This is a genomic window from Spirosoma flavus (assembly GCF_054778555.1).
This window is the reverse complement of sequence record NZ_BAAGZL010000001.1, coordinates 1,813,780-1,840,618: the sequence shown is the minus strand read 5'-3', so window position 1 is coordinate 1,840,618 and position 26,839 is coordinate 1,813,780. Positions and strand designations below refer to the sequence as shown.

The following is a 26,839-nucleotide window of genomic DNA, read 5'->3' as shown; positions in this document are numbered from 1 at the left end:
GTAAGTTTTTCACTGCTCATGGCTACGGTAAAACCGGGCCTCACGCCCAATTTCTGGGCGTCTGATACGAGCCGGGGGCTTCCCTTTTCAAATGGCTTGAACAATCCCGAATTAATGGTTGTCGACTCTAGTCGACGTGTATTCCCGATTTATTTCTGTGGTGAAGAGGTACCCGTTGGCGAACCTCGTGTAGCCCGCCGATGGGTTCAAACGCTACGTACCTATGGAGCCGAGCCGGAGTTTCTGATTGATCTTCGCTCGAAAGCTTCTGAATTTTTTACCATCATTGACCCCATTCTTCGGAAGTATAAAATTCCCCGTGACTTCCGATTTATGCCGCTGGCCGAAAGTGCCCTCGACAACCGCAGTATTTCCCGCAAAGGGGCTGTTGGATACTGGCAGATTATGCCCGGCACTGCACGTGATCTGGGCCTGAAAGTCAACAGTGACGTTGATGAACGCCGTAATCTGGAGAAATCAACCATCGCCGTTTGCCGCCACCTTCACCAGCTCTATCGGGAATTTGATTCCTGGACACTCGTAGCGGCTGCCTATAACGGAGGTATCACACACGTTCGGCACAAAATGGACCAGCAGGGCCATTCAAATTACTACCGGCTTCGCCTGCATAAGGAAACCAGTCACTACCTGTTCCGGATTCTGGCGTTCAAGGAGTTACTCAGTAATCCCCGGCAATATGCGCTGCTGTTACGTAGCGAAACCATTGCCGAACTGACCAAGCCGCTACCGAGTTGGCATAAGCCGCTGGCGCTTCCGAAAAAAATTAAAGATGCGCCCATCGTTGAGCTCGTCGATGAAGATTTCGCCGAGCGTACCTGGGGGCCACGTCCTAATACGTCGCTGACGCACACTCCATCCGATTCGGAACAGCTTATCGCCGATGCGACATTTGCGAAATCTTCGCCTAATGCACCTACCTCAGCTTTGGATAAACCGGAGCCTCGTTTTCCCATCAAAAAGTTAATGATGAGCCTAATGGTGCTACGTTTCCGGCGGCCTCGTTTGCTGCAACTTAAGAAAGGGGAAGGCGAGGGTATCCGCCCGCTGCATTTCTGGGATTGGATTTAACAGCTTTTTAAGTTATAAAGTCGTAGGGTTATAGGGTTGTAAAGTTGGCTGACGCATAAACATCTTGCGCGCGTCAGCCAACTTTACAACCCTATAACTTTTTAACCCTATAACTCAGCATTAAAGTCTACGAAATACGTAAAAAGCCGCTTAAACAGCGGCTTTTTGTATGTATATACGTCAGTAAATAAAATTATTTCTCAAAGATTTACCGTTACCTACCTCACTTATAGAGTCTAAAGAGTATATCTAACCCATTCTTAATTTAATGAATTTCCACACTTCATTCGCGTTAGCGGCTGGATTGATGGTAGTTAGTACGTTTACCCGTATGCATCCAACGGATGCACCGACCAACCAGTCGGTATTTACCAGTTCAGTCAACGTAACATTTGATCCAGGGCTAACCCGAATGCTCCCTCCAGTGTATTTCTGTGGCGAGTCGGTTCCTTTGCATGAAGAAGCGGTTGCTCGCCAGCTTGTGACGGCGCTGCTACGTAACACGGCTCATAATCAGGCTTTACTACGTATCCGACAGCGTTCGGCTGTTTTTTTTCCGGTTATCGAACCCATTCTGTCTTATTATGATATTCCTTCGGATTTCAAATACCTGCCTTTGGTCGAAAGCGCTTTGACAGGTTCTGCTGTCTCGGTTAAAGGCGCTGTAGGGTACTGGCAATTTATGCCAGCCACCGCCCGCGAACTGGGTCTGACTATCCGAAATGGCGTGGATGAACGCCGAAACCTGATCAAATCAACGCACGCGGCCTGTCGATATTTACGGTACTTGCACAATCGACTCGGTTCGTGGACGCTGGCAGCCGCAGCCTACAATAACGGAATTGGCGCGCTACTCGCGAATATCCGTCGTCAGCAGCAACGCGATTATTACTACCTGCGCCTGAATGCCGAAACCGGGAAATACCTTTATCGGATTCTGGCGTTCAAAGAGTTATTTTCGAATTCTCGCTCGTATCAGCACCTCATCCCGGAGCGAATGATGGCCTATCTGCAAGAACCTGTTTTGTCGGGTGATGAGCAAGACATGGATGAAGTGATTCTACCCGAACTAGTTGTAGAAGAAGCAACCAAAAAGGCAGTCAATACGCCCATTCCGGCAACCGTCCGTTCGGCAACAGGAAATCAGACCAGCGATATACCCCTACCCAATGCGGCCGATGTGTTTCGGGGCGGCATCAAGGCTCGACTGGTCGAATCGGCAGGCGTGGCCCGTGGTCAGGTGTGGGTTTTTCACCTGACACGTAGTGGCATGGCCGACGGGCGTGAAGTGGAAGAAGGTGATGTACTTTACGCTGTTGTGGAAGATGTCGATCCAAAAACCGACAAAATTTATCTGCGGGCGGATAAAATCTACTCAACTTCTGAGAAACATACCTACTCGCTGGCACTTTCGGCTGTCGATGCGTCGACGGGACGTATTGGCATCAAAACCCCTGATATTGAACAAATAAAGGCGGGCTGGATTCTAACCTGGAAAGCACTGTAGCAAACTAAATGACAGGCTGATACGTTTTGTATAGGTTCAACAACAAATGCTTATTTTGGGAATCTATTGTAAACACGTTTTTCTATTGATGCTGAGCCTTTTAGCGGTTGCTACGTCTGCATCAGCGCAGAAAAAAACGCTACATCCAATAGGAAAACAGAAACATCAATCGGGTTTAATTGCACCCAAACCAGTTAGTCTAACTCCCCAGCGCCTGCATTTTTGCGGTGAAATTGTACCAATTGAACAGAGCGACGTATCAGCAAAACTTGCCTTAGCACTGGCGAGTAGTTCGGGCTACGTTCGGCACGTCAATAGTTTAAAAAACCGTTCGGCGCCTTTCTTTGCAATTATTGAACCGGCGCTACGTCGGCATAATATTCCAAACGACTTCAAATACCTGCCGCTTATCGAAAGTGCCTGGAAAGCAGATGCCGTATCGTCGGCAGGTGCCATTGGATACTGGCAATTTATGGACGATACCGCGCAGGATATGGGGCTTTCTATCGCGCCCGGCAACGACGAACGTACCGACCTGATTAAATCGACGGAAGCCGCCTGCAAATACCTAAAATTTTTGTACCGCAAACTGGGTTCGTGGACGTTAGTAGCTGCCGCTTATAACGGCGGTGTAGGTATGGTGCAGCGTAAAATCTCAAAAACGGGAAATCGGGATTACTACGCCATGACGATGAATGCTGAAACGGGTTACTACCTTTATCGCATTCTGGCTATGAAGGAGTTATTCACAAATCCGTCGTATGGCCTCGGCTCTGTTGGGCTAATGCTCGCGTCGGGAGAGGCTTATGAGCGGGAACGTGCACAGGCTCGCCGAATGGGATGGCTCCAGGACGAAGAACCCGAATTGGTTGGCACGCCAGTTGAGTCGCTTGAGGAACCAAAGGCACCGGGTCGAAGTGAGGCTATTATTATGGACAGTGTACTGGTTGGGATACTCAAAAACAGACCGGCAACTCCACTGGTTTTTCCGAGCGACGCGGTTGCCAAACTAGTTCGGGCGGGATTACCGAAAATCGGCCAGAGCTGGACGTTCGTCCTGACTGAACCCCTTCAGATAGATGAATTTGAATTGAAACCAGGCGATATTCTCTATGCCACCGTTGACGATGTAGACACACAGAATAACCTGTTTCTACGGGCCACCAAAGCTGTTTCTTCGGAGACAAAAACAACTATTCCGCTTTCATTAATCGCTATGAATCCAGCTACAGGGTTAGCGGGCATTCCCCGCCCAAAAGTGATTAAAACCGGCTGGATTGTGCAGTGGAAATTGTAGTTACAGCCTTATTGCCATCCTTCGGGCTCCACAACAGGCACTTGCCCATACACATCGCGACAATCTCCCTGATAATACAGCGCCGTCTGACTGAAAATGTATGAGTTCAAGGCCCCAAAATATCGGGATGTGTAATCCTGCACCCGGAGCCGTTTGCGGGTGATCGACGTAGCGGCAAAATACCCTCGTGCCAAATCGGCTGAGTTGCCGGCATTGACAACATTACCCGTTACTGGCGCAGGAAGCGGGTCGAAAATGCTGCCCGTCCTGGCATTCTGCTGCTGGTAAAGTTTCCAGAATTGATAGTTTGATTGTGTGATTCCGTATTGCACTATTTCAACTAACTGAGGCCCAATTGCGTAGATAGGAGCTTGAATGACAAGGCGATTACGCAGCGGCTTACCATTAATGGCGTCATCGCTGTAGATGTTGACATCAGTACTGGGAACCGTTACCCAACACCGGTCAAAACAAATAGATGGGCTTCCTAGATTGCACGGTTTTCCTTTCGATAAACGATTGATTATAGCATACCCTGTCCAGCGGTAATAATTTTTTTCATTCGCAGGGTCTAGTGTATTCACGCTGTACTCATAATAATACGGTGCCGGGAAGTTCTCTTTGGGAACAATTGCCTTCGAGATACTATCAATAACAGGTACGGCGGGCATTTTTTCGGGTTTGCTAACGTACCGTTTGCCATCACTGAGCACAATGGATAAGCTATACGTCCGACCTATCTGCCCCCGGAACGTAGTATCTGACGTCAGATAGATCCCCTGCCCTCTTGACAGCATCCGCGTCGAACGCCCCTGGTCGTCGGCTAACGTAACCTGAGCCCCCGATACGTATTGATCAGCTGGATTCTGACCATTTTCGCCCCCAAAATTACCTGTATACGTCAGTCGCACTGAGTATGGTGGAGCTTCATTCGTAATCTGCCCTTCAACAACCAGCCGGGGTGCTTCAGTCCGTATGGGCAATTCGACCCTGTCGATGCAGGAAATGGCAAGGTAGCTGATAAGTAACAGTATAACGATGAGCCGAATCATATTAAAAATAGCGCGTGTAGGCAATCGATGGAATCAGCGTTCCAAACACCGAAAGCCGGTACGATTCTATTCGCTGGTTAAAGCGAGTGAAATAAACGGAATAAGGATTCTTGTGGGCGTACAGATTATAAATTCCTATCGTCCAGATGCCGTACTGCTTCTGCGATTTTACATACCGGGTATCTTTCGAAAATGCTACGTCGAGCCGGTGATAATCCGGGATTCGGTCGGCGTTACGTTGTGAATAATCCTGAACGGGCTCGTTATTGTAGGTGTAACGACCATCGGGATACGTAGCAGGTACACCGGTATAATACACAAAGTTGGTGGTGAACGTCCAGTTGTGCGACAACGACCAACGCGCCTGAATATTCAGCGTATGGGGCCGATCAATATAGGCCGGGTAATAGCGGCCGTCGTTGATACGTAGTTCATCAAAAGGCGTTTGCACCGCAATCAGCGACCGGGCGTAGGTATAATTGAACTGACCGGTAAGCCGTCCTTTATTTTTGCTGACCCCGAATTCGACGCCGTATGCGCGACCGGTAGCCTGCAACAGCACCGTTTCCAGCTTCGGATTCAGAATTAATTCGGCACCGTATCGGTATTCAATCTGATTCTGAAGGTGTTTGTAATACGTTTCGATACTGAACTCATACATATTCTCGCGAAAATTCTGGAACAATCCCAGCGAAACCTGATCGGCAATTTGGGGCGGAACGTAGCGGTCGCTCAGTTTCCAGAAATCAAGTGGAGTAATGGCGGTGGTATTCGAAATCAGATTCAGATACTGGCGCGTCCGACCGAGGCTGGCTTTAATGGCGCTGTTTTTGGCCAATTGTACACGTAGTGCCAATCGGGGTTCGAGACCAGCATACGTCCGTATAGCCTGTCGGTTGCCGTAACGTACTGAATCGGTAACTGTTTCGGGCGAAATCGGTACGTTCTCGGCATAGTTGTAAACCGTCTGTGGTCCCAGAAACGTAAATCCAGAAAAACGAACCCCTGCCAGCAACGTAACATTGGGGGTTATTTCCCACTCCGTGTTCACATACGTACCAAGTTCACGGCCATTTTCCGGAGCAATTGCCCTTGAATTAATGCTCGAGTTTTGGCCCGTGGGCTGAACGTCTCCCGTCTGAATACGATACGTTATGGCATTCAAACCCGCCTGAATTCGGTATTTTTTATTGAGGGTATAAAACACGTCGGCTTTGCCCTCGCGCTGCTCAATGAACGACGAAAACCGGAACGTCAGCGTAGGTCGAACGCCATCTACATTAAGGTGGTAGCCACTGTAGAGACCGGTTAGATTCAATTGCAGATTCGGACGTATCAGGTAACTCCAGCGTCCCGTTACTACGTTCGTCGCCCAGCCATAAAGGGTATCACCCGGAAATTGAAATGAATCCTGACTGCGATAACCGGAAAGGGAAATGGTGTTACGTTCGTTTGGCGTGTAAGTTAGTTTTATGTTGCCGTCGTAGAAAAAGGCTTTACTCTGATTGACACTTTTTGTTGGGAATGCCTGCAAAAGATAATTCGGAAAAGCGATTCGGCCGCCAGCCAGCAACGACAGATTCTTCGCAATCGGTCCATCGGCAACCGCCCGCACACTCACCGGACTCAGCCCTACCGAGGCTCGCCATTCATCTTTATTACCGTTTCGTGTACTCATCAGTAACAACGACGATACGCGCCCGCCATATTGAGCCGAATAAGCGCCTTTATTCAGGCTTACATCCTGCACTAAATCGGCGTTGACATTGGAGTAAAAACCCAGTAAATGCGACGTATTGAAAAGCGGAGCCCCATCGAGCAGTACCAGATTCTGGTCAGACCGCCCACCCCGAACGTTGAAACCACCCGCTCCTTCGCCTGCTGTCGTGACGCCTGCCTGAAGGGTAAGGGCTTTCAAAATATCGGGTTCGCCAAGCACAACCGGCATCCGTTTGAGTTCGGGCATACTCAATTGAATTTGACCCATCTGCACGGTTTTCATGTTCCGGTCTTCGCGGGTGGCCCGAACATCTACTTCATCCAGATCAGTAGCACGGGGTTGTAAATAGTATTCAACTCGTTTTGGGCCATTGAGCAAAACGGTTTCTCGCCCCCGGATGTATCCCACCGCCGATACGTATAGCGTTAAGACGCCTGGTGGTTGCTGAATAGAAACAACGCCGACGCTATCTGCGCTGGCACCGGCCTTAGTCTCGGCGATATACACGCTGGCACTGGGAATCGGTTTTTTCGTAGTGGCATCGCGAATAACAAGCGATAACGGAAGCCGCTGCTGAGCCAACGTAGTTGGTAGAAAAAGAAGGAAGCATAAACAGGAAAGCAGCAGATGCCGAAGTCCCATAAGGTTGCGTTGAGAAAAGTCAATAAAAAGTCCGGAAGTTACAAAAAACAAAACGCCCGACTGTTACATGGGGCGTTTTTTAATGAGATGTTATTCATTCTTGTTTTAAGCCGCGGAGGTACTAAGCAACTCGAAACCGTAAAAGAATCACAATTGAAATATCTGCTTCATCAACACCCATTTTTCGCCCGGTTTTGCCATCGGTAAAGCCTGTTGATACGTCCACATCAGCGCTTCCCATTTTTGCACGACTGGATTTGCGGCATCAGCAGCCAATTTAGCTTCAAATGAGAACGTAGCGTCCGTTTCCATAATCATAAACAGCCGGCTTCCGATGCGGTAAATTTCCATTTCCGTAATACCCGCATCCCGGATAGTAGCTTCAATTTCGGGCCAGATACGTTGGTGGTGCTGTTCATATTCAGCGATTATCGTTGGGTCGTCTTTCAAATCGAGAGCAAAGCAATAGCGCATCTGAAGCAGAATTTAGAACCAGGATTAAGGCACATACGTTTCAAGTACCGTCATGTCGCCGTCGGGAACGAGCGTTACGTTATTAACTGAGGCTGGAATAAGCACACACTGCCCCATCTTGAGCGATACGTTATAGCCGCCCGCCGTTTCGACGGTCAGCCCACCCGCTACGCAGATCAGAATGACAAACGAATCGATGTGCGAGTAGTCGTGCGCTACTTCCTGATCAAAATTCAGTACGTTCGTTACGAAATAATCGGACCTAACAGCGTTAACACTCTCGTTCCGTTTTTTATCGTACTGCGTTTTATAATGGTCATAGTGGTGATAATCAATTGCATCCACCGCCAATTCCGTATGCAGTTCACGTTTCTGACCCGTAGTGGCGTCAACCCGGTCAAAATCATAAATTCGGTACGTAGTATCGGACGTTTGCTGAATCTCGGCCAGCAACAAGCCTTTACCAATGTAATGAACCCGGCCGGCCGGTAGAAAAAATACGTCGCCCGGCTTAGCGGTTTCGATGTTCAGCAAATCCTGAATTGTGTTGTCGGCAACGGCTGTTACGTATTCGTCTTTGGTAACTTCCCGGTTAAAACCTGAGTTCAGTTTAGCTCCTTCGTCGGCCTGCATGATGTACCACATTTCGGTTTTGCCGAAACCACTTTGGCGTTTCTTCGCCAGTTCATCGTTCGGGTGAACCTGAATCGATAGGTCGTCGTTGGCGTCGATGAATTTGACCAGCAGTGGAAACCGATTGCCAAACTGCTCATACACGTGCTGGCCAACCAATTCACCTTTGTATTCTTCAACCAGTTCACGTAGCGATTTGCCCTGTAAACCGCCTTCTTTCACAATAGATACGTTGCCCTCTACGTCAGAGACTTCCCAGGTTTCCCCACAGTTTGGCAACGGTGAGAAATCTTTCTCAAGAATGGTTTTAATTTTCTGACCACCCCAGATTTTATCCTTAAAAATGGTCTCAAACGTCAGCGGATACAGCTTCATAAACGAACAATGGGAAATGATGATGTAAAATGTATATGCTAGTAATAGGTTACCAAGCTACATTGTTTATTATCGATGATCATTCGGATTCACGCGCAGATGCTTTGTAAGCGCCAATTTCGGCTAGCTGAACAGGGCCATTGGCGTTGGTAATGAATAACCGAAGTCGTGTCGATTTAACGGCGGGGAAACGTAACAGTCGCTTGTAGCCAACGGTTGTAAAACTTTGAATCGGTTTCCACTCAGCGCCATCCCAGTACTCAACCCGACCGCTGGCTACCCGTTGCCCGTTGGCAATGTTTTCCTGTATCGAAATCCGATCAAATGACTGTTCACCATTTAAGTCAATCGTAATTGGTTGATTAGCAGTCAAGGTCACGAACGTATTTAGCTGTTTGTCAGTCAGTTTTGGCTGTTTGCCAACTAAATTGGTTTTGAACGTTTCGTTCAGAATGCTCCGAAACTCTTGCAGACTTTTAATGTCGGGTTCCGAAAAAAGCCCCTCGCGATTGGGTGGTACGTTGAGCAATAATAAACTGTTACGTCCAACCGACTGATAATACAGATTTACCAGATTTTTTGCTGAACGGACTTTGGCATCTTCGGCCGGATGATAAAACCAACCTGGGCGTATCGATACGTCTGTTTCGGCGGGTACCCACTGTTTTCCGGCTGCATCGCCCCGATTGAGGTATTTTGAATCGGCCACACCCGGTGCCATGCCTTCCGTATTAATGGTCGACCAGCAGGTTTCGCCCGCGTTTCCGGCCTCATTACCTACCCAGCGAACATCAGGCCCCGCGTCGGAAAACATGACAGCGTTAGGCTGTAATTGGCGAACCAGTGCCCAATAACCGGCAAAATCGTAGACCATGTCTTTGGCATTTTCGCCTTTTGCTCCGTCGAACCAAACCTCCGAAATGGGGCCGTAGTTTGTCAGAAGCTCCCGTAACTGGCTTTTGTAGAAGTCGTTATACGAGGCTGTGCCATAACGAGGTTCGTGCCGATCCCAGGGAGATAGATAAACGCCAAACTTCAAACCAAATTCGCGGCAGGCATCGGCCACTTCTTTTACTACGTCGCCTTTGCCATTTTTCCACGGGCTATTTTTAACCGAATGCTCCGTCATTTTCGACGGCCATAGACAGAAACCATCGTGGTGTTTGGCCGTAATAATCGCCATTTTAAAGCCCGCATCTTTGAGGGCCTTTATCCATTGACGAGTGTCTAATTTTGTTGGGTTGAAAATCGATGGGCTTTCGGTGCCATCGCCCCATTCCTTGTCAGTAAACGTATTGACGGTAAAATGCAGAAACGCGGTTGTTTCATATTGCTGCCAGGTTAGCTGACGGGGTGTGGGCTTGGACTGGGCGTAGCAAATCACTACGTTCAGAAGTAATATACTGATAGTGAGAAAGCAATAACGCATACAAAGCAATGAAGGTAAGAGTTTGAGACGCTTTTGGGGCTTAAAACTACGTCAAAAAAAGTTAGAGAATTTGCTCGAGCATCTGAATATAACCCGTTACCCCTTCTTCGATTTCTCTCAGGTACAGAAACTCGTTAGCGGAATGCGATCGCCCTGAATGACCGGGACCACATTTCAGCGAAGGGCAATTCAGCAGGGCTTGATCAGACGTAGTAGGCGAACCGTAGGTGTGGCGACCTAATGCAATACCGGCCTGAACAATAGGATGATCGATGGGAATACTTGACGGTTTGAGCCGGATTGAACGTGGTTTCACTTCCGACTGAATATTTGCCTGAATAACAGAAATGAGTTCTTCCAGTGTATACTGCTCCGTGGCGCGTACATCAACCGTGAACGTACACGTATCGGGTACTACGTTGTGCTGGCTGCCCGCATTGATGATAGTCACCGACATTTTTACAGGACCAAGTGTCGGCGATACGTTGGGAAACTGATACGTACTGAGCCAGTTAATATCCTGAATAGCTTTATAAATTGCGTTTTCGCCTTCGTTACGTGCCGCATGACCACTTACGCCGTGTGCCGTACAGTCGAGCACGAGCAGGCCTTTTTCGGCAATGGCGAGCTGCATTTCCGTAGGTTCGCCAACGATAGCAAAACTGATGGGCGGCAACAGGGGCAAAACGAGTTCCAGCCCATCCCGACCCGATATTTCTTCTTCGGCCGTTGCCGCCATTACGATGTTGTAAGCCAGATCGCTACGTTCATAGAAATAGGTAAACGCAGCCAGTAGCGACACCAGACAACCGCCCGCATCGTTGCTGCCGAGCCCAAATAGTTTTCCGTCCTGCTCTAGCGGCTCAAAAGGGTCAAGCGTCCACGATTTATTAGGCTTAACGGTATCGTGGTGCGAGTTGAGGAGCAGGGTTGGTTTGGCAGCATCGAAATGGAGATTTTGTGCCCAAACGTTGTTTTTCAGCCGCTCGAAAGAAATCTTTTTTTCGACAAAAAACGCTTCGACTAACGAGGCCGTTTTCTCTTCTTCCCGGCTGAAAGATGGGGTAGCAATCAGTTGTTTCAGCAGGGCAAGCGCATCAGCCGAGAGGGCCGTTTGCGACGCATTTGACGCGGTCGGTTGGTTCATAAACTAAACGTTGGTCGCTCAAAGATACAGCCTGCCTTACAATTTACGCATGTCTGGTTTTGTTGGCGACCGGCTATACTTCGTCAAATTTTACGTTTTTCTCCCGCAAAAAAGCCTTGATTACGTCGACGTGCACGCATCGCCCTACATTCAAAAACGGGTAATTCGATACGCGACTTCGCCGACCATTTACCAACACTTCGTGGTTTTCAATATCGAAGCCAAGATGCAAATGGTTGGTTGCTGACTGCATGCCGTAAATCACTCCATTTGTATCGAATAGAGGCCCGCCACTTTGACCACGCAGGCCGGGGGTACTCATTTCAATACCAACAATAGCGTTTTTACCAGCTGTGAGCCTGGTTACAATTCCATCAATCGGGAAACTCGGCGAAACCAGTCGCCCGACAGTCGTCCATTCAATATCGTCGACAGATGGATTATACCGAAAATTTGTAAACTCGGGAAAGGGGTACCCCAGCCGGCAGAGAGTACGACCGGGTTTGATACGACTTGTATCGCCAAGGAACGTAGCATGAGAACTGTATAACAATCGATTATAACCCTCGAAACGTAGCAGAGCCAAATCCTCTGTTGGGTGTAAATCAATATTCAATCGCTGAAATTGATCGACACAACCAACAAAATTGTTACGTATCCGGATGATGGTATTAATGTCAAGTTTATACTTTACTTCCAGTTTACTGATCAGATGGTTTGCGTTTTTATCACGTAGCGCGTCGCGTCTGGCTCCTTGAAATTCGCGGTAGTTATAGTAAATGGAGTCGCTTTGGGCGATCAGTTCGGCTACGTGTTTGCAGGTAATAGCGCATGCCTGCTGGTTCACAAAAAATAGTGTAGCCGTGCCGGGCACTATATCGTTATGGCCATAAAATCGAATAATAGAATGCAGCGGGCGGGTAAACGAATCAACGCGTTCGATGGCGTCAACAAACATAATTGGCTAGCAAATGAATAAACTACCCACAGTTGAGTAGCAACTGCGCAAGTTAACCAATCCTCTAATAGAGTTGTAAGGTTGTAAAGTTATAGGGTTATAAAGTTGTTACGTTATGCTTCTGTACCGGAATTGACGCAGGCCCATTCGTTCAACTTTATAACCCTATAACCTTACTACTTCACTTATCTAAGGTTTTACTTTCGTCGAATCGCGAATGCCGAGCGGACCCGGTGCAGTTGAGTCAGACGCTTGTCCGTTAGCCTCCTCAACGCTCTGTTTGGTGGTGGCCGATGTATCTTCCATTTGATTCGATTCAACCCGAGCCGTCGAATCCGTACTGATACCATCGACGCCGTTTTGATTCTGGCCGCACTTCTGAATCAAGAGTGCAATCACCAGTATGGCCATAGCAATCATCGCCCAGCGCAACCAGCGTACATTCTCCTGTCGTCGGTCACCTTCGGGACTTTTCGGGATGTTGAGATCAAGAACGTCGCCACCAAGATTATCCGTTCCCTGTACTTCAGTTTGTGGCCCGGTTGGCGTAACGAGTTCATCGAAGCCGAGTAAGCTGCTTATACCGCCCAATCCGTTGGGTAACGATTTGCGAAATTCGGTTGCCTGGCCAATCAGAAGCGTCTTCAAGCCGCTGCTCGTTAACCCGTTCTCCTGCTCATGGCGCCCAAGTACACCCATCAGGATGGAGCCCGCCAGCCCAAGAATACTCAGTACCGATTGCGGTTTAACCCCGCTATACGTACTGATGAGTTCCGTAACACCCGTTAATTTATCGTCGAAAATATGGTTCAGAAAATCCCGGCTGGCAGAAACTGTCTCTGAAAAAGGCGGTTGATTGTTTAGCGTCTGGCTGATATCCAGGGGTATATTTCCGTAATCGCCTTTATCCAGAAAGCTTACAGTGGAAGAGGCCCCGCCCGTCATCTGAACACGTCGGGTAATGCCGCCGAGTAAAGTTGGCAGTACCCCATTAATTGCCTTTAGGGTATCGGCTGGTGATTCGTTCAGAATACTGCCAAGTTTATCAACGACGGCAGGAGAGAACTGATCTTTTAGATAGGCTATTAAATGAACGGCCATAAGTTTATCGTTGAGTTGCGCTCAAATAAACTGCCTAGCGTCGTGAATGTTCGGGGAGGTGGTTGTATAGTTATAGAGTTGTAAGGTTATAAAGTTGTAGGGTTGTAAAGTTGGCTAACGCAAACATTGATTTCGCGTCAGCCAACTTTACAACCCTACAACTTTATAACCTTACAACTCCTACAATTGTGGAATCCGCAACACCTGATCAGGATAGATTTTGTCAGGGTCGCTTAGCATCGGCTTATTGGCCTCGAAAATGATGCCGTATTTCATTGGATCGCCGTACACTTCCTTAGCGATTTTCGACAGCGAATCACCCGATTTTACGGTGTAAAATTTACCTTCTGGTTGGGGCTCATCTACCTCCAGCTGGTTATCTACCGCCGATACGCCTTCTACGTTACCGACCGCCAGCGCGATTTTCTCAGCATCTTCCTGCGTCTTCACCGATCCGGTCAGTGTAACGGTATCGCCTTTCGTTTTAACGGTCAGACTATTATACGAAAGACCTAATTTCTTCACGTGATCGAGCAGTGCCTGCGCCCGAACGGGTTCAACTTTTTCTGCTTCTGCCGGGGCTGCCGGTGCATCGTGATTGAAGATTTTTTCGCCTACACCTTTAAAAAATGATAAAAGACCCATTGGATTAATTGGTTATGGTTTTATAAAATATGTAGTAAATGACTGGCAATTACGCCAACCCATTGAAACTTAACAACACCTGAACGTTTGGATTGTTCAGGAGGAAGTGAACCTAGGACGTAACGTGGTCCAATTGGTTTCACGAAAGAAGGGGATTTTTACGTTATTGCTGTATTACTTTTTATAAATGAATATGATCCTCATGCTACGTTCTAAACCACTTTATTGGCGGTTAACCCTGATGGCGGTGGTATGTCTGAGCGCCTGCCAGAATAATGACATCGACCCTAATGCAACAAGTGCCGGTACGCCCACCAAGGGCAGTGCTGATTTCACGAAGTACGTAGCAGTAGGCAACTCACTCACATCCGGTTACGCCGATGGTGGTCTTTACCGGGATAGTCAATTAAATTCATACCCGAATTTGCTGGCCGGGCAATTCAAGACTGTAGGCGGAGGCAATTTTGTTCAGCCTTTGTTTACCGAAGCTCAGGCGGCTGGTTCTGGTTATCTGAAACTTATACGCGTTCCTGATCCGGCTAATCCCATATCGCTTCTAACGTCGATTGGACAAGTTGCGCCCGGAGCCGTACGCAGCACTACGTCGACAGGCAGTCCACTCTACACCAAGTTTACGGATGCAAACCAAAATTTGGGCGTGCCAAATATCAAAATGGCGGACATACTAACGGTTGGATATGGCTCGGCCGCCGGCAATCCTTACTTTGAACGATTCGTTGCAGACCAGACTACTACGTATTTTGATTACGTAAGCAGTAACCTGACCGGGGCTACGTTTTTCTCGTGCTGGCTGGGTAACAACGACGCGCTCACCTTTGCCCTTACGGGCGGTGCGGTGCCGTTAACGAGCCAAACAGTGTTCACCAATAACTTTACGACCATGCTGAATAAACTCACAGAAGGTGGTCGTAAAGGAGTTGTCATTGGAATTCCGAACATCACCAATACGCCCTATTTTGCTACGTTGGCCGTTCCGTTGGTTGTGTTACAACTTAATGTGTTACTGAAGCCCACCACGCCCATAACCGGACTGGTAATTCAGACTTCGAAGGGCGTTCGACTTACCCAGACCGGGGATTTGCTCATGCTGGCGAATACTGCCGAATACGCAAATATTGGGGGTACAAATGTAGGCACGAAAAATGGACCATACGGCCTGAGCACCACCAATCCGTTGCCAACTCAATACGTTCTGGATGCTGATGAGGTTGCTCAATTGAACACGGCTACTTCTCAATTCAATCAAACGATGAAGTCGCAGGCCGATTCGAAGGGTTTGGCGTATGTTGATCCAAACACGATTCTGGCACAGGTTGCTACCGGAAACGGATTGGTAAAAAACGGAATTACCTACACATCTTCGTTCATTCAGGGGGGTGTTTTCAGTCTTGATGGCATTCACCTGACGCCAGCCGGTTATGCGCTGATGGCCAACGAAATCATCAAAGCAATAAATTCAAAATACAGTGCTACAATTCCTGAACTAAACCCAGCCAGCTACCGTCGGGTACTCCTGCAACAATAACGTATCATGAAGTTTTTTCACTTATCAGTCATTACGTTACTACTGACTAGTAGCGTAATAGTTCGGGCTCAGGATGCTACGTTCCCCATTGAATTTGGGATTAAAGGGGGTGGTACGTTCACGCACGGTTACACCACTATTCCCGGGCAGACCGTGGGGGCGGTTCAGGTGCCAGCGCTCAACAACAATAATAACGGAATCGGTATCGGATATTCGGGCGGTTTGTGGGGGCGGAAAAACTTCCGCAATTTTTTCATCCAGGCCGAAGTAACGTACAATCGTTTCGTATTGAAGCAGATAACGAACGCAACACTTGATGTTAACGCCAGCTCCAGCCTGGCCAATGCGCTTCCGGTTAGCGTCCAGCCGGGTTTACTCACCGCTACGTTGAACGTAGTATCTGAATCGGTTCTGGGAAGTGTAAACGTACCTATTTTGATTGGCAAACGCTGGATGGATGGGAAATTACGTGGCTACGCCGGACCGACGTTTATTTTTGTTCAGCAGGCGAAAGCAACACGCACCACAAGCGGTGTCCTCAACGCCAATTCGAACGTTTCCTTTCCGGAAACACCCATTCCGGCTACCACGGGCACCACCAATCTGCTGAATAAATACGAAGCGCAGAATCTGGAAGTTAAAGATGCTACGTTCGGTGTGGAAATAGGTGCGGGTTACAGTCTGCTAAAATCTCTGGATGTAGATGTGCGCTACGCCCTGCCGGTTGGCGGAGTTTACAAAGACACGACAATCAAAGGATTTCTCGGGATTGGCACCGTAACCTTAGCTTACAAAATCTTTTAACGGCTAGTTTAAGCAGAATAGGTCGTAAAGGTTCGCAGCGAAATTTTCACTCGAACTTTTACGACCTATTCTGCTTGAATCATTCGGCTTTTAAGACAAATGATTGCCCGGCAGGCTGAAGTTTATAACGCTTCATCTCAATGCCACCCGATGGTTCGGCATTGGCATCACCAGCCCGATAAACAGGATATTTCCGGCATAATATATCCCGCTCGATCCAAAGGCTATCGTGGCCCATATACCCATCCGACGCAGGAAGCTGCCAGCCATTGAGCACAATATCGGCTTTACGTTCTGCCAGGAACTGCCAGGCATATACGCGACCAAAAGAACCACTCCCATTACTAACGGTATAGACGTATAATTCCGGGAATCGATTGCCGTCCAAATCACCAACTTCAGCTCCAGTAACAGCTCCATCAATTCGAACCCGGAAATTAGTCAGCAACAACTCGTTATAATAAGCCTTCACAACGAGTTCGCGAACAGCCCCCGTATCCGCCGTAGCGATTGCAAATCTGAATTTATTATAGGACAGTACCTTGTCATACCGCGGCAATGATAACGCAGCCAGGCTTTTAAATACCTGTTTTTGACCAGGTAGCCGGGCATGGGCACTACGTTGCGGGTTGGCCTGAGCCAACTGGGCAAGCCATAGCAGACTCAATAACCAGCAACCTAATTTCACTTTCATTGATTTCGTATACCGCATTCCGTAACAAATAACGAACCGAAATCAAAAAAAGTTGATTCAACTACGCATCCAGAAATACCTCACCAATAGATGTAAGCTTAATTAGAGTAGGATAAACCTGCTGACCTTTCTGCGTTAGACTGTATTCTACACGAGGTGGCACTTCGTTATACGACTTTTTTTCAATTACGCCCAGGTTAGTTAATGCCTTTAATTCCTGAATCAATACCTTCTCGCTAACTTCAGGAATCAGTCGACGTAATTCACCATAACGCCGGGGTTCGGTACCGAGCTGATAAAGAATGTATAACCGCCATTTACCGCATATGATGTCAAGTGTTTTCTTAAGAATTAGTTGTCTGGAGTCCGCTTGCATTTGCGGATTGATCTTTTCGTTCATAGAAAGCAAATATAACTAACTTTTAGGTAGGTAAGTTACTGATTAAAAGGCACTTGCAAGGCTAAATATAAGTAGATATAATCAATTTATATAATAGCATACCGGATTGTATATACGTAAAAAGTTTATAAAAAAGATAACTCCCTGCTAATCAATACCCAAAAAATATATGAAAAAAATGCATTTTTATAATCCGTCTACCTGATACATTGGCCCTGCAAAATGGGGAAGTACGCTTACACCAAATGGCTTTTCGAACCGAGGGTAAGGAGAAAAATGCTTGTTATTTGTTGGATAACTAGTAAAACTAACTATTTGATTTTTTCTTGAAGACATTACTTGTTGTTACCGGTCCCACAGCCGTCGGAAAAACTACATTATGCGTTCAACTGGCCAGAACACTGGAAACCGAAGTTGTATCGGCCGATTCGCGTCAACTGTATCAGGAGCTTAGTATTGGTACTGCCAAACCTACTGCTGAAGAAATGGAAGGGATACCGCATCATTTCATTGGCACCCATACGATTACCGATTCTGTTAATGCCGGACGCTACGAACGCGAATGCATCGGTTTGTTAGATAAACTTTTCCAGAAACGCGATATCGTAATTCTGTCGGGCGGAACGGGGCTGTATATTAATGCTGTTTGCCTGGGTCTCGACGATATGCCCGTTGTCGATTCCGCACTACGGGACCAATTGCTCGTTCGCCTGCAAACAGAAGGGTTAGAAGCGCTCCAGCAGGAATTACAACGACTGGATCCCGTTTATGCTGAAACTGCCGATTTACAAAATCCGATTCGGGTAACGCGTGCGCTGGAAGTGTGCCTGAGTACCGGAAAACCTTATTCTTCCTATCGCCGAAAGCAGCCCGCCGAACGCCCTTTTCGTTCGGTACTGGTTACGCTCGAACGCCCTCGTGAAGAATTATATACGCGAATCGAAAACAGAGTCGATACGATGCTCGAAAATGGGTTGGTGGAAGAAGTACGCTCGCTCCTACCCTACCGCCATCTACCTGCCTTACAAACCGTTGGTTATCAGGAAGTATTCCCGTATCTGGATGGAACGTATCAATATGACGAAATGGTAGAGTTGCTGAAACGTAATTCCCGACGTTACGCGAAACGGCAGATGACCTGGTTTCGTAATCAGGGAAAATACCAAGCGGTAACAATGAATAATCTGCATTCGGCGGAGGAGGCTATTTTGCGTTTATTGGCAAAATAGAGCATAAACAGTCGCCGACTCAGATCTATCACTGAACTGATAGATCTGAGTCGGCGACTGTTTATGTATGCAATAATCTTCAACAACTACTGCGCCCGGTAGGCAAGCATGCCACCGATTACGTTGCGGACATTGTTGAAACCGTTCTGTTCAAGAATGTCCTGAGCCATGCCGCTACGTTTACCCGACCGGCAATGCACAATCACTTCTTCGTCCTGCAAACCGTCAAGTTCGTCCAGACGATAGGGCAAATCACCCAGCGGAATCAACGTAGCGCCAATGTTATCTTCTTCATATTCATTGGGTTCGCGAACGTCAAAAAGATTCAGTTTTTCGCCCTTGTCGAGCCGTTCTTTCAGCTCCTGTACGGTAATATCCATAATAGTCGATAGTAGTTAGTCAGTAGTCAACAGCCATCAGTCAATCGAATTGTCGCTAATACACAGTTACTAATGATTGATGACCGACTCATTTTTGAATAATTATTTTCTGCACGGCGGTTCTTTGGTCGGCAAAGAGACGTACCAGATACAGGCCTTCGGGCAGGTAACTCACATCTAACGCTTGTTGCCCACGACTTGGTTCGACAGCAAGCACTAATCGCCCGCTGGTATTTACCATTTCCAATCGAGTCAGATTTGGGTGTTCCCAACGTAACAAACCCGATGTCGGATTTGGATACGTTAGCAACGGAGTCAGCGGTTCTGGTGTTGCCGTAATCACATTATCGGGCCGGGCCCCCATAATTGGACGTAGCATAAAAGCACCGGGTGCGTTCAGTGAAGACGAAGCTAAATTCTGCTCCCAATTGGTACCGCCGTTGTAAAAAATCTGTGCGCCAAACGGACTGTTTTTATCGAAACCTAAACGCAACAACGTAGTATCTGTACTACTAATCTGTTGATAGCCAACGTAAAATGTATCTTTTACGGATACACTCTTTGTAAACTTGAATTCAACAAATCCATTTCTTGTAGCCGGGTACTGCGTCGGAAACGATTGCGAATAAATAGCTGTACCAGGTCGGCCACCGCTGTTTGAATACACTTTTATGACAAGCGACTGCCCCGTCTGATTAGTCGTGAAAGGAACGATGCACGCCCGAACACCACCGATGGCATCGGGCTTATTCAGAATAAATCGAACAGCAATCTGCTCGCGCTGCCTGATTTGTTGGGCGTATTCCCACGTACCATCGTCGTAAGCGTAGTAATCGTCAAGAACAGCCACCGAGGAAATGGTATCGTTACGTCGTAGGTTGACGCCGGGAATCGAGGGATTCTGATCATCCGTTGTCAGTACGTCGACTTTATAACGTAACGCAGCTCTTGTGGCGGCACCAAAATCGGTGACAGGTCTAGGTTTAGCTGACTTACGTTGCGAACTGAGCGCAGCGATTAGCACCGAATTCGTCTGCGGATCGTCCTGTACGGTACGTCCAGAAACTTCATCCCGAACGGTAAAGCGAAACGTAGTAAAGTTAAAATTGTTGAAAAGGTTATTGATATCGGTCGAAACTGAATCTGCCGTTTCGGCTGCGGGGTTCGCTACGTATTGCGATAAAGGCATTGCCGTATACCGTTTCAGAAATGGCGTAAGTGGTTGCCGAACCGCTACGTCTTTCACAAATATGTCGTTCAGCGAACGCCCTTTATTCAGATAGATGTAGTCAATATTCCAGGTATCAAATGGCCCCGACGCCCGACCAAACGACCGGAATCGAAAGGCAAAATTTGCATGGAAAAATGCCGGATTTTGGATAGAGACAAATTCCTGCAAAAAATTATTATTGATCGTACCGCCTGCTTTCGCCCACACGGTTCGCCATCTGCCCGCATTATCCAAGCACTGCAAGGTCAGCGAGTCGGCGGGTTGGCGGCTCAGCGAGTCACCTGCATCAGGCAATTCGCCTAACCCTCTGATCTGCCAGTAAAAGCTTAGGTAAACTTGGTTGGCGGCAGTTAATCCGGCCAGATTGATAGGCAATGATTCTAACGTATCGGTATAGTCCTGCGCCAGCGGATTATTTACCTGATACGGCCGACCGTTCTGCCTCAATCCATCGAACGACGCCATGTTTACTGTCGGGTGATTTATTGACATCGTATTGTTGATGTATACACCACTACCAGCTTTCCAGCGCGTCGGGTCGGGCTGACTGACGCCAGGCTGACCGGTTGCCGTTGAAAAATCTTCGAAAAAAGGGAGATTTAATGGCGTTTGCCCTACAGCGACAGAACCCGACAGCAGCAGCCATAAACCGCAACACAATCGGCTGATAGAGTGTAGAAAAAACTGGCGAAGAAAAGTTATTCTCATGTACTGTTGGTGCCGGAAGCAATTTTACTGGTCGGGTTCAACGGGCCCTACTATCCACAAATCCATTGTTTCGCCCACCCGAATCCGTTCACCAGATTTGGCCTCGGGTCGTTGCCGAACCACTGTACCGGCTTCCTTCTCGGGGTCATCAACAGAAATAATCGTGCCGACTTTCAGGCTCGACCCCTGAATGGTCAGTTTAGCTTCATCGAGCGGCTTACCTACAACGTCGGGAACCTCAAACATCGTATTTCCCAGACCATCTCCGATTTCCAAATCAATTTTAGCACCCTTCGGCACAGGCGTACCGGCAGCTATTTCTTTTCCATTGTAAAGCTGACGTAGCACTTTGTTTTTACCAACATCGGGTACGTAGGTACGTTCGCCTTCTTCCAATCCCAAAGAACGTAGCAGCAGAGCAGCACTTCGGTCGATCATGTCCACCAGCTTGGGCATCGACACCATCGGCGCCACGCGCTTGGTGAGTGTAATGTATATTTTCCGGTCTTCTTTTACCTTCGAATTAGCCCGTGGATACTGCATAATCACGGTTAACGGCTCTTTGCCCGCCACAAACGTACAATCGGCCACTTCGTAGCGTAAGTCACGGTCTTCCAGTACGTTCGTCATCTCGTCGTAACTCATGTTTGTTACGTCGGGCACCGTAATGGTCTGGCCGTGATTGGTGGTGAAGGGCAGGTAAACAAAGAAAAAAGCAAGGAATAAGACAGCCACTAAGGCCAGAATTATACCAATTTGAACCAGCAAGTCAGAAAACGAGCGGGTGCTGATTTTTGTCATTCAGGTGGGTTAATTTATCCGTTCTTTACAAAAGTAACAGAAATACGATGGCTCCTACTGATAGGCTGCCAGCATTTTTTTGATATACTTCCCAACAATATCGAACTCCAGATTCACCGAATCACCTACTTTCAGGTCAGAGAACGTAGTGTGTTCGTAGGTGTACGGAATGATGGTGACCCGAAATTGGTTGGATTCTGAATTAAAAACGGTCAAACTCACGCCGTTGATACAAATCGATCCTTTTTCCACCGTTACGTTCTGGTCGGTGGCATTGCCGGGGAGGGGTTCGTACTGAAAATCGAAAAGCCAGCTTCCGTCCATGTCTGCTACGTAGGTGCAAACCCCCGTCTGGTCAATGTGTCCCTGCACAATGTGCCCATCGAAGCGGCCATTGGCAGGCATGCAGCGTTCGAGGTTGACCCGGTCGCCCGTTTTAAGTTGGCCCAGATTGGTTTTTTTGAGCGTTTCATCGACAGCCGTTACCGTATAACTTCCGTCGGCCACACTCGTAACGGTCAGACAGACACCGTTGTGGCTTACGCTTTGATCTATTTTCAGTTCAGTAGCAAGGGTCGATTCAATGCGAAAAGTTAGATTCGTGCCTTCTGATTCAATAGCCGTTACCCGGCCGGTCGTTTCAACAATTCCAGTAAACATGGGAGAAGTTAGTTCGTGATAAACTCATCGCTTATCACTCAATTTGATTATCATGAACAACGAACTACCAAAAGGGGTTCGGCGGAAAAGTTTCTGTTCGGCTTTGGCGATGTGGTACAGCGTTTGATTCACGAAAGGACTGGGTAAATAAACGTCGGATTCGGGTTGTTCGGTGTTGCGCCATCCTAGTTTGAGCTGCAATTGTTGCCACTGACGTATCGGCAGAATCAGGAACGATAAAACGAAACTCCAGTACGTCGACCAACTGATACATAGCCCCGCCAAAGGCAGTAACCGCTCAAACGTAGCGCGTGTAAACCGACGGGTACTTTTCACCGCCAGGTCGTGCTCCCCCCAGAAAAGATCAAATGCGTTGTTATTGCTGATCAAAACGCCATCGGGCCGCAACCGCTGTGCCATCGCAGTGAGTATCCTGGTAAGCTGCGTATCGTCGAAATAACAGAAAACGTCATCACAAACGATAGCATCGTATTGCTTATCGGCCTCGAAATAAGGAAGTTCATTCATATCGAGAAGCGCCACTGAAAATCCACGTTCCTGGCAAAACGCCACCGCATCCGCCGAACCGTCGATGCCGCGCAAATTGGAATAACCCTTTTGGCGCAAGAAATCGAGTAAACCACCCGTACCGCAGCCAGCGTCCAGAATGGCAATATCTCGTCGTTGTCCAAACCGCTGGTCCAGCGATTCAACTACGCGTTCGTGCAGATTTCGATACCACCAAAGCTGGCCTTCCAGCTTGAACATTTTCTCGTATTCTTCCGAGCGACCGATCATAAAGAGTGAAAGAGCGAAAAAGTAAAAGAATGAAATAGTGAAAAGCTTGCGTCAGCCATTCGCGCTTTCATTCTTTCGCTCTTTCGCTCTTTTTTTCAACGTACGGCGGCAAACCGCTGTAGGCCATAAATAATTTACCGAGGTATTCGCCTAGAATACCTAAAAAAAGAAATTGAAGTCCAAGTCCTGTTCCAACGCTCCAGATCACAAGAACCCAACCCGACGTAGCAAACTGTCCTGTAAGCCAGCAAAAAAACAATACAAGCCCAACCACTAGACCTACGCTAAACAGCATGATACCCAACATGGTAAACACCCGAATAGGCCAGAGCGAATAGCCGATGAATACGTTCAGAAATAAACCAACTAGCTTTCGGAACGTATAACTGGAGCGGCCTTCGGCGCGGGCTTCGTGTGGTACGTCAACACTACCAACGTAGCGCGTTACCCGAAAAATAAGCCCGTCGATGTATGGATAAGGACCTCGGTACTTAATAATTTCATCGACAACTTCCCGACGGATAAGCTTGAAACTCGACAGATATAAGTCACGGGGTTTGCCTATGGAATACGTTGTCAACGAATTGACGAGCCAGCTTCCTACGTTGCGAAACCAATGATGCTGTTTCTCAACGTAGCGGCTGTATACTACGTCGAAACGACCGGTTTCAGCTGCTGAAACCAGCGTCAGAATAGATTCAGGTGGGTTCTGAAAATCATCGTCAATGATCACTACGTATTGACCACGCGTATGATTGAGGCCGCATAACACCGCATTAAACTCACCAAAATTCCGACGTAGTGAAACAAATTGAACGTTGTCATATTTAGTCGCTAACTGCTGGCCAGTACGTTCCGAATTATCCGCACTACCATCGTTTACCAGCACAATTTCAAACGCCTTTCCCGCCAGACAAACCTGCAACCGCTCCACCAACGGACCGATGGTACGTTCACTGTTATAGACCGGAATGACGACGGAGAGATACATAATGGCTAAAGAGCGAAAGAGTGAAAGAGCCGCTGGATGGCTTTCATTCTTTCACTCATTAAATTGATTAATAGCGTCGATAATGTATGTGATTTCATCGTCGGTTATGACCGGATTTAGAGGTAGGCTAATCACCTCCCGATGCAGTTGTTCAGCGATCGGCATCGATAAGTACGCCAGCGATGTGTAGGCTCGCTGCTGATGGGGAGGAATCGGGTAGTGCACGTCCGTACTGATTCCTTTTTCCCGGAGGTAAGCCCGTAACGTATCGCGATGGGGATGACGTATCACGAACAAATGCCAGGCATCCTGGTTAATCCGATCCGCGGGGGGTAACGTAACGTCGGGGTGTCGGATACCCTTTAAATACATTCGGGCCAGCGTTCGGCGTCGTGTATTTTCGGCGTCCAGTAACGGTAGTTTCGCCGATAAAATTGCTGCCTGTATTTCGTCCAGACGGCTATTGTGGCCTATATATTCATTAACATATTTCTGGGCTGACCCATAATTACGTAGTGCTTTGAGTTTCTCGGACAACGTAGCGTCGTTTGTTGTAATGGCACCCGCATCACCAAGCGCCCCCAAATTTTTGGTAGGATAAAAACTCCAGCCAGCGGCATCGCCCAGATTTCCAGCCAAATGATTATTCATGCCTTTACCCGGATAAACGCTTCCGTGTGCCTGAGCGGCATCTTCAAGTATTTTCAACCCGTACTGCTGCGCCACCGCCTGAACCGCGTCCATTTCACAGCAACGTCCGTACAAATGAACGGGCAGAATAGCTTTGGTACGTATCGTTATAGCCGCTTCGAGCCGGGCTGGATCGAGCAGATACGTTTGAGGATCGGGTTCTATCAGTACAGGTTTCAGCCCCGCCTGCGTAATACTTAAGATCGAAGCGATATAAGCATTTGAAGCGACCAAAACTTCGCTGCCCGCTGGAAAATCCCAGGCCTTCAGCACCAGCGTGAGGGCTTCCAGTCCGTTGGCAACACCAATGCAGAAACGAGTCTGGCAGTAGTGCGCAAACTGCTGTTCGAAGGCCTCAACTTCGCGACCCAGCACGTACCAGCCCGATTTAAGAACCCGCATCGCAGCAGCTTGAATGGCAGACTCATGCGACTCGTTAATGCGTTTCAGATCCAGAAACGGAATCATTATGAACTGGCCAGTGCCGAAACGGTATCCCAGTGGCTATTGGGGTAAGGTTCCAGAATGTAATCGTCTTTGTCGTAGAGTTCGTTGGAAACCACAAGCAGAATTGCATCTTCCGAAAAATCATACATCAGGTGCCAGTCTTCAGGGTTTAAAACCAGACATTCCTGTGGATTTGTCAAATGATACACTTCTTCTTTACTACCGTCATGCGCATATACCTTACAGCTACCTCCCAAACAGATAAGCGCATTCCAGGCTTTGATATGCCGGTGACCGGCCCGAGCTGCATGCCCAGCGTTATAAATGTAAAAAACGCGTTGAATTGTGCCCGGAATTATCCGTTCAAAAACAGTTAAGTTTCCGTTTTCGGATGTAAATGTTTTTAGTTCGTAAAGTTTGGCCATAGATGGACCTTTTATGAGTTAATTAAGAAAGCCAGCCTTAAAGGTATTAAAAAGGAGTTAATTACCTATAAGGCAGATGCTTTTAACTGCTTTAAACAAAGTCTATTAAAAAAATAATAAAGATAAGATTAGGACGAAAAGTATCGTTAAAATCCGAATTATTTCTGTTTTTCGGGTAAACTTCTTCCTGTAAGGCGATTAAATAAATTTAGTTTAATTTTTCGTTTCCTTATTTCGCACAGATAACTTTTCAGTCAATCACCCCTAAGTATACTTTTGCTTAATTACGCATACAGATGACACGTAATAAATTTGTTTTAACCGGTCTTATTTTGGCTGCTCTAGCCGTCATATATTACACGTTTTTCGATAGTGGCAACATATCTTCGAGCAATAGCTCAGAAGAAACAATAAACCCCGAAACCTACCGACAACAATTAGTTGCCAGTCGCGCTGAAAAAGACAAGTTTCTCCGAACAGATGCCGAGTCGCCCATTACAGATAAAAAAGCCTTTACGGGTTTGCAGTATTTCCCCCCCGACCCTACTTATCGGGTGACGGCCCGTCTGGAACCTTTCGCCGACAAAACGCAGAAGCTGGTTGTAAAGATGAGCGACGGAAGTGAGGAGGTGTACGTGAAATTTGCTCATGCTGTTTTCAGCCTCAACGACCAGCCTTGCCGACTCCTCATCGTTAAGTTAGCCAATACATATTCGATCCTCTTTCGCGACGCTACGTCCAGTAAAGAAACGTATGGTGGTGGTCGCTACCTCGAGCTAGACCCGGCTACACTGACAGATACGCACGCGGTTCTGGATTTCAACAAAGCGTACAATCCATATTGTACCTATAATCATACGTATTCTTGTCCGTTACCTCCTGCCGAGAATACGCTTCCAATTGCCATTAAAGCCGGCGAACGCCATCAGGAGTAGAGGCCGGCAACAGCGAAGAAGGCAAGGATTA

General features: G+C 47.6%; 26 protein-coding genes. 7 read left to right on the top strand and 19 right to left on the bottom strand.

Features of this window, described 5'->3' with window-relative positions; translation table 11 throughout:
• Positions 1–18 precede the first annotated feature (18 nt).
• The 3 genes from ACYVF1_RS07165 (at position 19) to ACYVF1_RS07155 (ending at position 3,893) form a co-directional block, all read left to right on the top strand.
• On the top strand, positions 19–1,089 hold the full coding sequence (locus tag ACYVF1_RS07165) for a lytic transglycosylase domain-containing protein (protein ID WP_461077030.1): 1,071 nt from the start codon (positions 19–21) through the stop codon (positions 1,087–1,089).
• Between the two features lie 268 nt (positions 1,090–1,357).
• The gene (locus ACYVF1_RS07160) at positions 1,358–2,596 is read left to right on the top strand and encodes a lytic transglycosylase domain-containing protein (RefSeq protein WP_461077028.1); all 1,239 of its coding nucleotides are present in this window, start codon (positions 1,358–1,360) and stop codon (positions 2,594–2,596) included.
• 88 nt (positions 2,597–2,684) lie between these two features.
• The gene (locus ACYVF1_RS07155) at positions 2,685–3,893 is read left to right on the top strand and encodes a lytic transglycosylase domain-containing protein (RefSeq protein WP_461077026.1); all 1,209 of its coding nucleotides are present in this window, start codon (positions 2,685–2,687) and stop codon (positions 3,891–3,893) included.
• An 8-nt stretch (positions 3,894–3,901) separates the two neighbouring features.
• On the opposite strand, the gene ACYVF1_RS07150 is transcribed toward ACYVF1_RS07155, so the two are convergent.
• From ACYVF1_RS07150 to lysM, 9 genes are all read right to left on the bottom strand, one after another.
• The gene (locus tag ACYVF1_RS07150) at positions 3,902–4,945 is read right to left on the bottom strand and encodes a DUF4249 domain-containing protein (protein WP_461077024.1); all 1,044 of its coding nucleotides are present in this window, start codon (positions 4,943–4,945) and stop codon (positions 3,902–3,904) included.
• Between the two features lies 1 nt (position 4,946).
• Positions 4,947–7,307, bottom strand: a complete 2,361-nt coding sequence (locus ACYVF1_RS07145; protein ID WP_461077022.1) for a TonB-dependent receptor — start codon at positions 7,305–7,307, stop codon at positions 4,947–4,949.
• Between the two features lie 147 nt (positions 7,308–7,454).
• Positions 7,455–7,781 (bottom strand): L-rhamnose mutarotase, encoded by a 327-nt coding sequence (locus tag ACYVF1_RS07140; RefSeq protein ID WP_461077020.1) that lies wholly within the window; start codon positions 7,779–7,781, stop codon positions 7,455–7,457.
• A 24-nt stretch (positions 7,782–7,805) separates the two neighbouring features.
• Complete coding sequence (locus ACYVF1_RS07135) at positions 7,806–8,789, bottom strand: type I phosphomannose isomerase catalytic subunit (RefSeq protein ID WP_461077018.1); 984 nt, start codon at positions 8,787–8,789, stop codon at positions 7,806–7,808.
• A 79-nt stretch (positions 8,790–8,868) separates the two neighbouring features.
• The gene (locus ACYVF1_RS07130; RefSeq protein WP_461077016.1) at positions 8,869–10,218 is read right to left on the bottom strand and encodes an alpha-L-fucosidase; all 1,350 of its coding nucleotides are present in this window, start codon (positions 10,216–10,218) and stop codon (positions 8,869–8,871) included.
• A gap of 61 nt (positions 10,219–10,279) precedes the next feature.
• Complete coding sequence (locus ACYVF1_RS07125; protein ID WP_461077014.1) at positions 10,280–11,365, bottom strand: M20 family metallo-hydrolase; 1,086 nt, start codon at positions 11,363–11,365, stop codon at positions 10,280–10,282.
• A 73-nt stretch (positions 11,366–11,438) separates the two neighbouring features.
• Positions 11,439–12,323 carry a S1 family peptidase gene (locus ACYVF1_RS07120; RefSeq protein ID WP_461077012.1) on the bottom strand — a complete coding sequence of 295 codons (885 nt, stop codon included), beginning with the start codon at positions 12,321–12,323 and terminating at the stop codon, positions 11,439–11,441.
• A 189-nt stretch (positions 12,324–12,512) separates the two neighbouring features.
• Positions 12,513–13,424, bottom strand: a complete 912-nt coding sequence (locus ACYVF1_RS07115) for a DUF937 domain-containing protein (RefSeq protein WP_461077010.1) — start codon at positions 13,422–13,424, stop codon at positions 12,513–12,515.
• 180 nt (positions 13,425–13,604) lie between these two features.
• Positions 13,605–14,069: a peptidoglycan-binding protein LysM gene (gene lysM, locus ACYVF1_RS07110; RefSeq protein ID WP_461077008.1), complete on the bottom strand. Its 465-nt coding sequence runs from the start codon at positions 14,067–14,069 to the stop codon at positions 13,605–13,607.
• 187 nt (positions 14,070–14,256) lie between these two features.
• Between lysM and ACYVF1_RS07105 the strand changes: the two genes are divergently transcribed.
• Positions 14,257–15,615: an SGNH/GDSL hydrolase family protein gene (locus ACYVF1_RS07105; RefSeq protein ID WP_461077006.1), complete on the top strand. Its 1,359-nt coding sequence runs from the start codon at positions 14,257–14,259 to the stop codon at positions 15,613–15,615.
• Between the two features lie 6 nt (positions 15,616–15,621).
• Positions 15,622–16,419, top strand: a complete 798-nt coding sequence (locus ACYVF1_RS07100; RefSeq protein WP_461077004.1) for an outer membrane beta-barrel protein — start codon at positions 15,622–15,624, stop codon at positions 16,417–16,419.
• 79 nt (positions 16,420–16,498) lie between these two features.
• Here ACYVF1_RS07100 and ACYVF1_RS07095 read toward each other — a convergent pair whose 3' ends face one another.
• Entirely contained in the window at positions 16,499–17,113 is a 615-nt protein-coding gene (locus tag ACYVF1_RS07095) for a hypothetical protein (protein ID WP_461077002.1), read from the bottom strand.
• A 61-nt stretch (positions 17,114–17,174) separates the two neighbouring features.
• Positions 17,175–17,513, bottom strand: a complete 339-nt coding sequence (locus tag ACYVF1_RS07090; protein ID WP_461077000.1) for a winged helix-turn-helix transcriptional regulator — start codon at positions 17,511–17,513, stop codon at positions 17,175–17,177.
• Positions 17,514–17,839: 326 nt separating this feature from the next.
• Here ACYVF1_RS07090 and miaA point away from each other — a divergent pair, with 326 nt between their 5' ends.
• Positions 17,840–18,742: a tRNA (adenosine(37)-N6)-dimethylallyltransferase MiaA gene (gene miaA, locus ACYVF1_RS07085; protein ID WP_461076998.1), complete on the top strand. Its 903-nt coding sequence runs from the start codon at positions 17,840–17,842 to the stop codon at positions 18,740–18,742.
• Positions 18,743–18,828: 86 nt separating this feature from the next.
• On the opposite strand, the gene ACYVF1_RS07080 is transcribed toward miaA, so the two are convergent.
• From ACYVF1_RS07080 to ACYVF1_RS07045, 8 genes are all read right to left on the bottom strand, one after another.
• The gene (locus ACYVF1_RS07080) at positions 18,829–19,122 is read right to left on the bottom strand and encodes a rhodanese-like domain-containing protein (protein WP_461076996.1); all 294 of its coding nucleotides are present in this window, start codon (positions 19,120–19,122) and stop codon (positions 18,829–18,831) included.
• An 88-nt stretch (positions 19,123–19,210) separates the two neighbouring features.
• Positions 19,211–21,061 carry a T9SS type A sorting domain-containing protein gene (locus ACYVF1_RS07075; RefSeq protein ID WP_461076994.1) on the bottom strand — a complete coding sequence of 617 codons (1,851 nt, stop codon included), beginning with the start codon at positions 21,059–21,061 and terminating at the stop codon, positions 19,211–19,213.
• 24 nt (positions 21,062–21,085) lie between these two features.
• On the bottom strand, positions 21,086–21,862 hold the full coding sequence (locus ACYVF1_RS07070) for a PASTA domain-containing protein (protein ID WP_461076992.1): 777 nt from the start codon (positions 21,860–21,862) through the stop codon (positions 21,086–21,088).
• 54 nt (positions 21,863–21,916) lie between these two features.
• Positions 21,917–22,522 carry a riboflavin synthase gene (locus tag ACYVF1_RS07065; RefSeq protein WP_461076990.1) on the bottom strand — a complete coding sequence of 202 codons (606 nt, stop codon included), beginning with the start codon at positions 22,520–22,522 and terminating at the stop codon, positions 21,917–21,919.
• A 24-nt stretch (positions 22,523–22,546) separates the two neighbouring features.
• Positions 22,547–23,320, bottom strand: a complete 774-nt coding sequence (locus ACYVF1_RS07060) for a class I SAM-dependent DNA methyltransferase (protein WP_461076988.1) — start codon at positions 23,318–23,320, stop codon at positions 22,547–22,549.
• Between the two features lie 67 nt (positions 23,321–23,387).
• On the bottom strand, positions 23,388–24,311 hold the full coding sequence (locus ACYVF1_RS07055) for a glycosyltransferase family 2 protein (RefSeq protein WP_461076986.1): 924 nt from the start codon (positions 24,309–24,311) through the stop codon (positions 23,388–23,390).
• A gap of 51 nt (positions 24,312–24,362) precedes the next feature.
• Entirely contained in the window at positions 24,363–25,469 is a 1,107-nt protein-coding gene (locus ACYVF1_RS07050) for a DegT/DnrJ/EryC1/StrS family aminotransferase (RefSeq protein ID WP_461076984.1), read from the bottom strand.
• A complete protein-coding gene (locus ACYVF1_RS07045; protein WP_461076982.1) occupies positions 25,469–25,873 on the bottom strand; it encodes a sugar 3,4-ketoisomerase in 405 nt (134 codons plus the stop codon). The genes ACYVF1_RS07050 and ACYVF1_RS07045 overlap by 1 nt, the downstream gene beginning before the upstream one ends.
• Positions 25,874–26,169: 296 nt before the next feature.
• On the opposite strand from ACYVF1_RS07045, the gene ACYVF1_RS07040 reads away from it, so the two are divergent.
• A complete protein-coding gene (locus ACYVF1_RS07040) occupies positions 26,170–26,808 on the top strand; it encodes a DUF1684 domain-containing protein (RefSeq protein ID WP_461076980.1) in 639 nt (212 codons plus the stop codon).
• Positions 26,809–26,839: the final 31 nt, after the last annotated feature.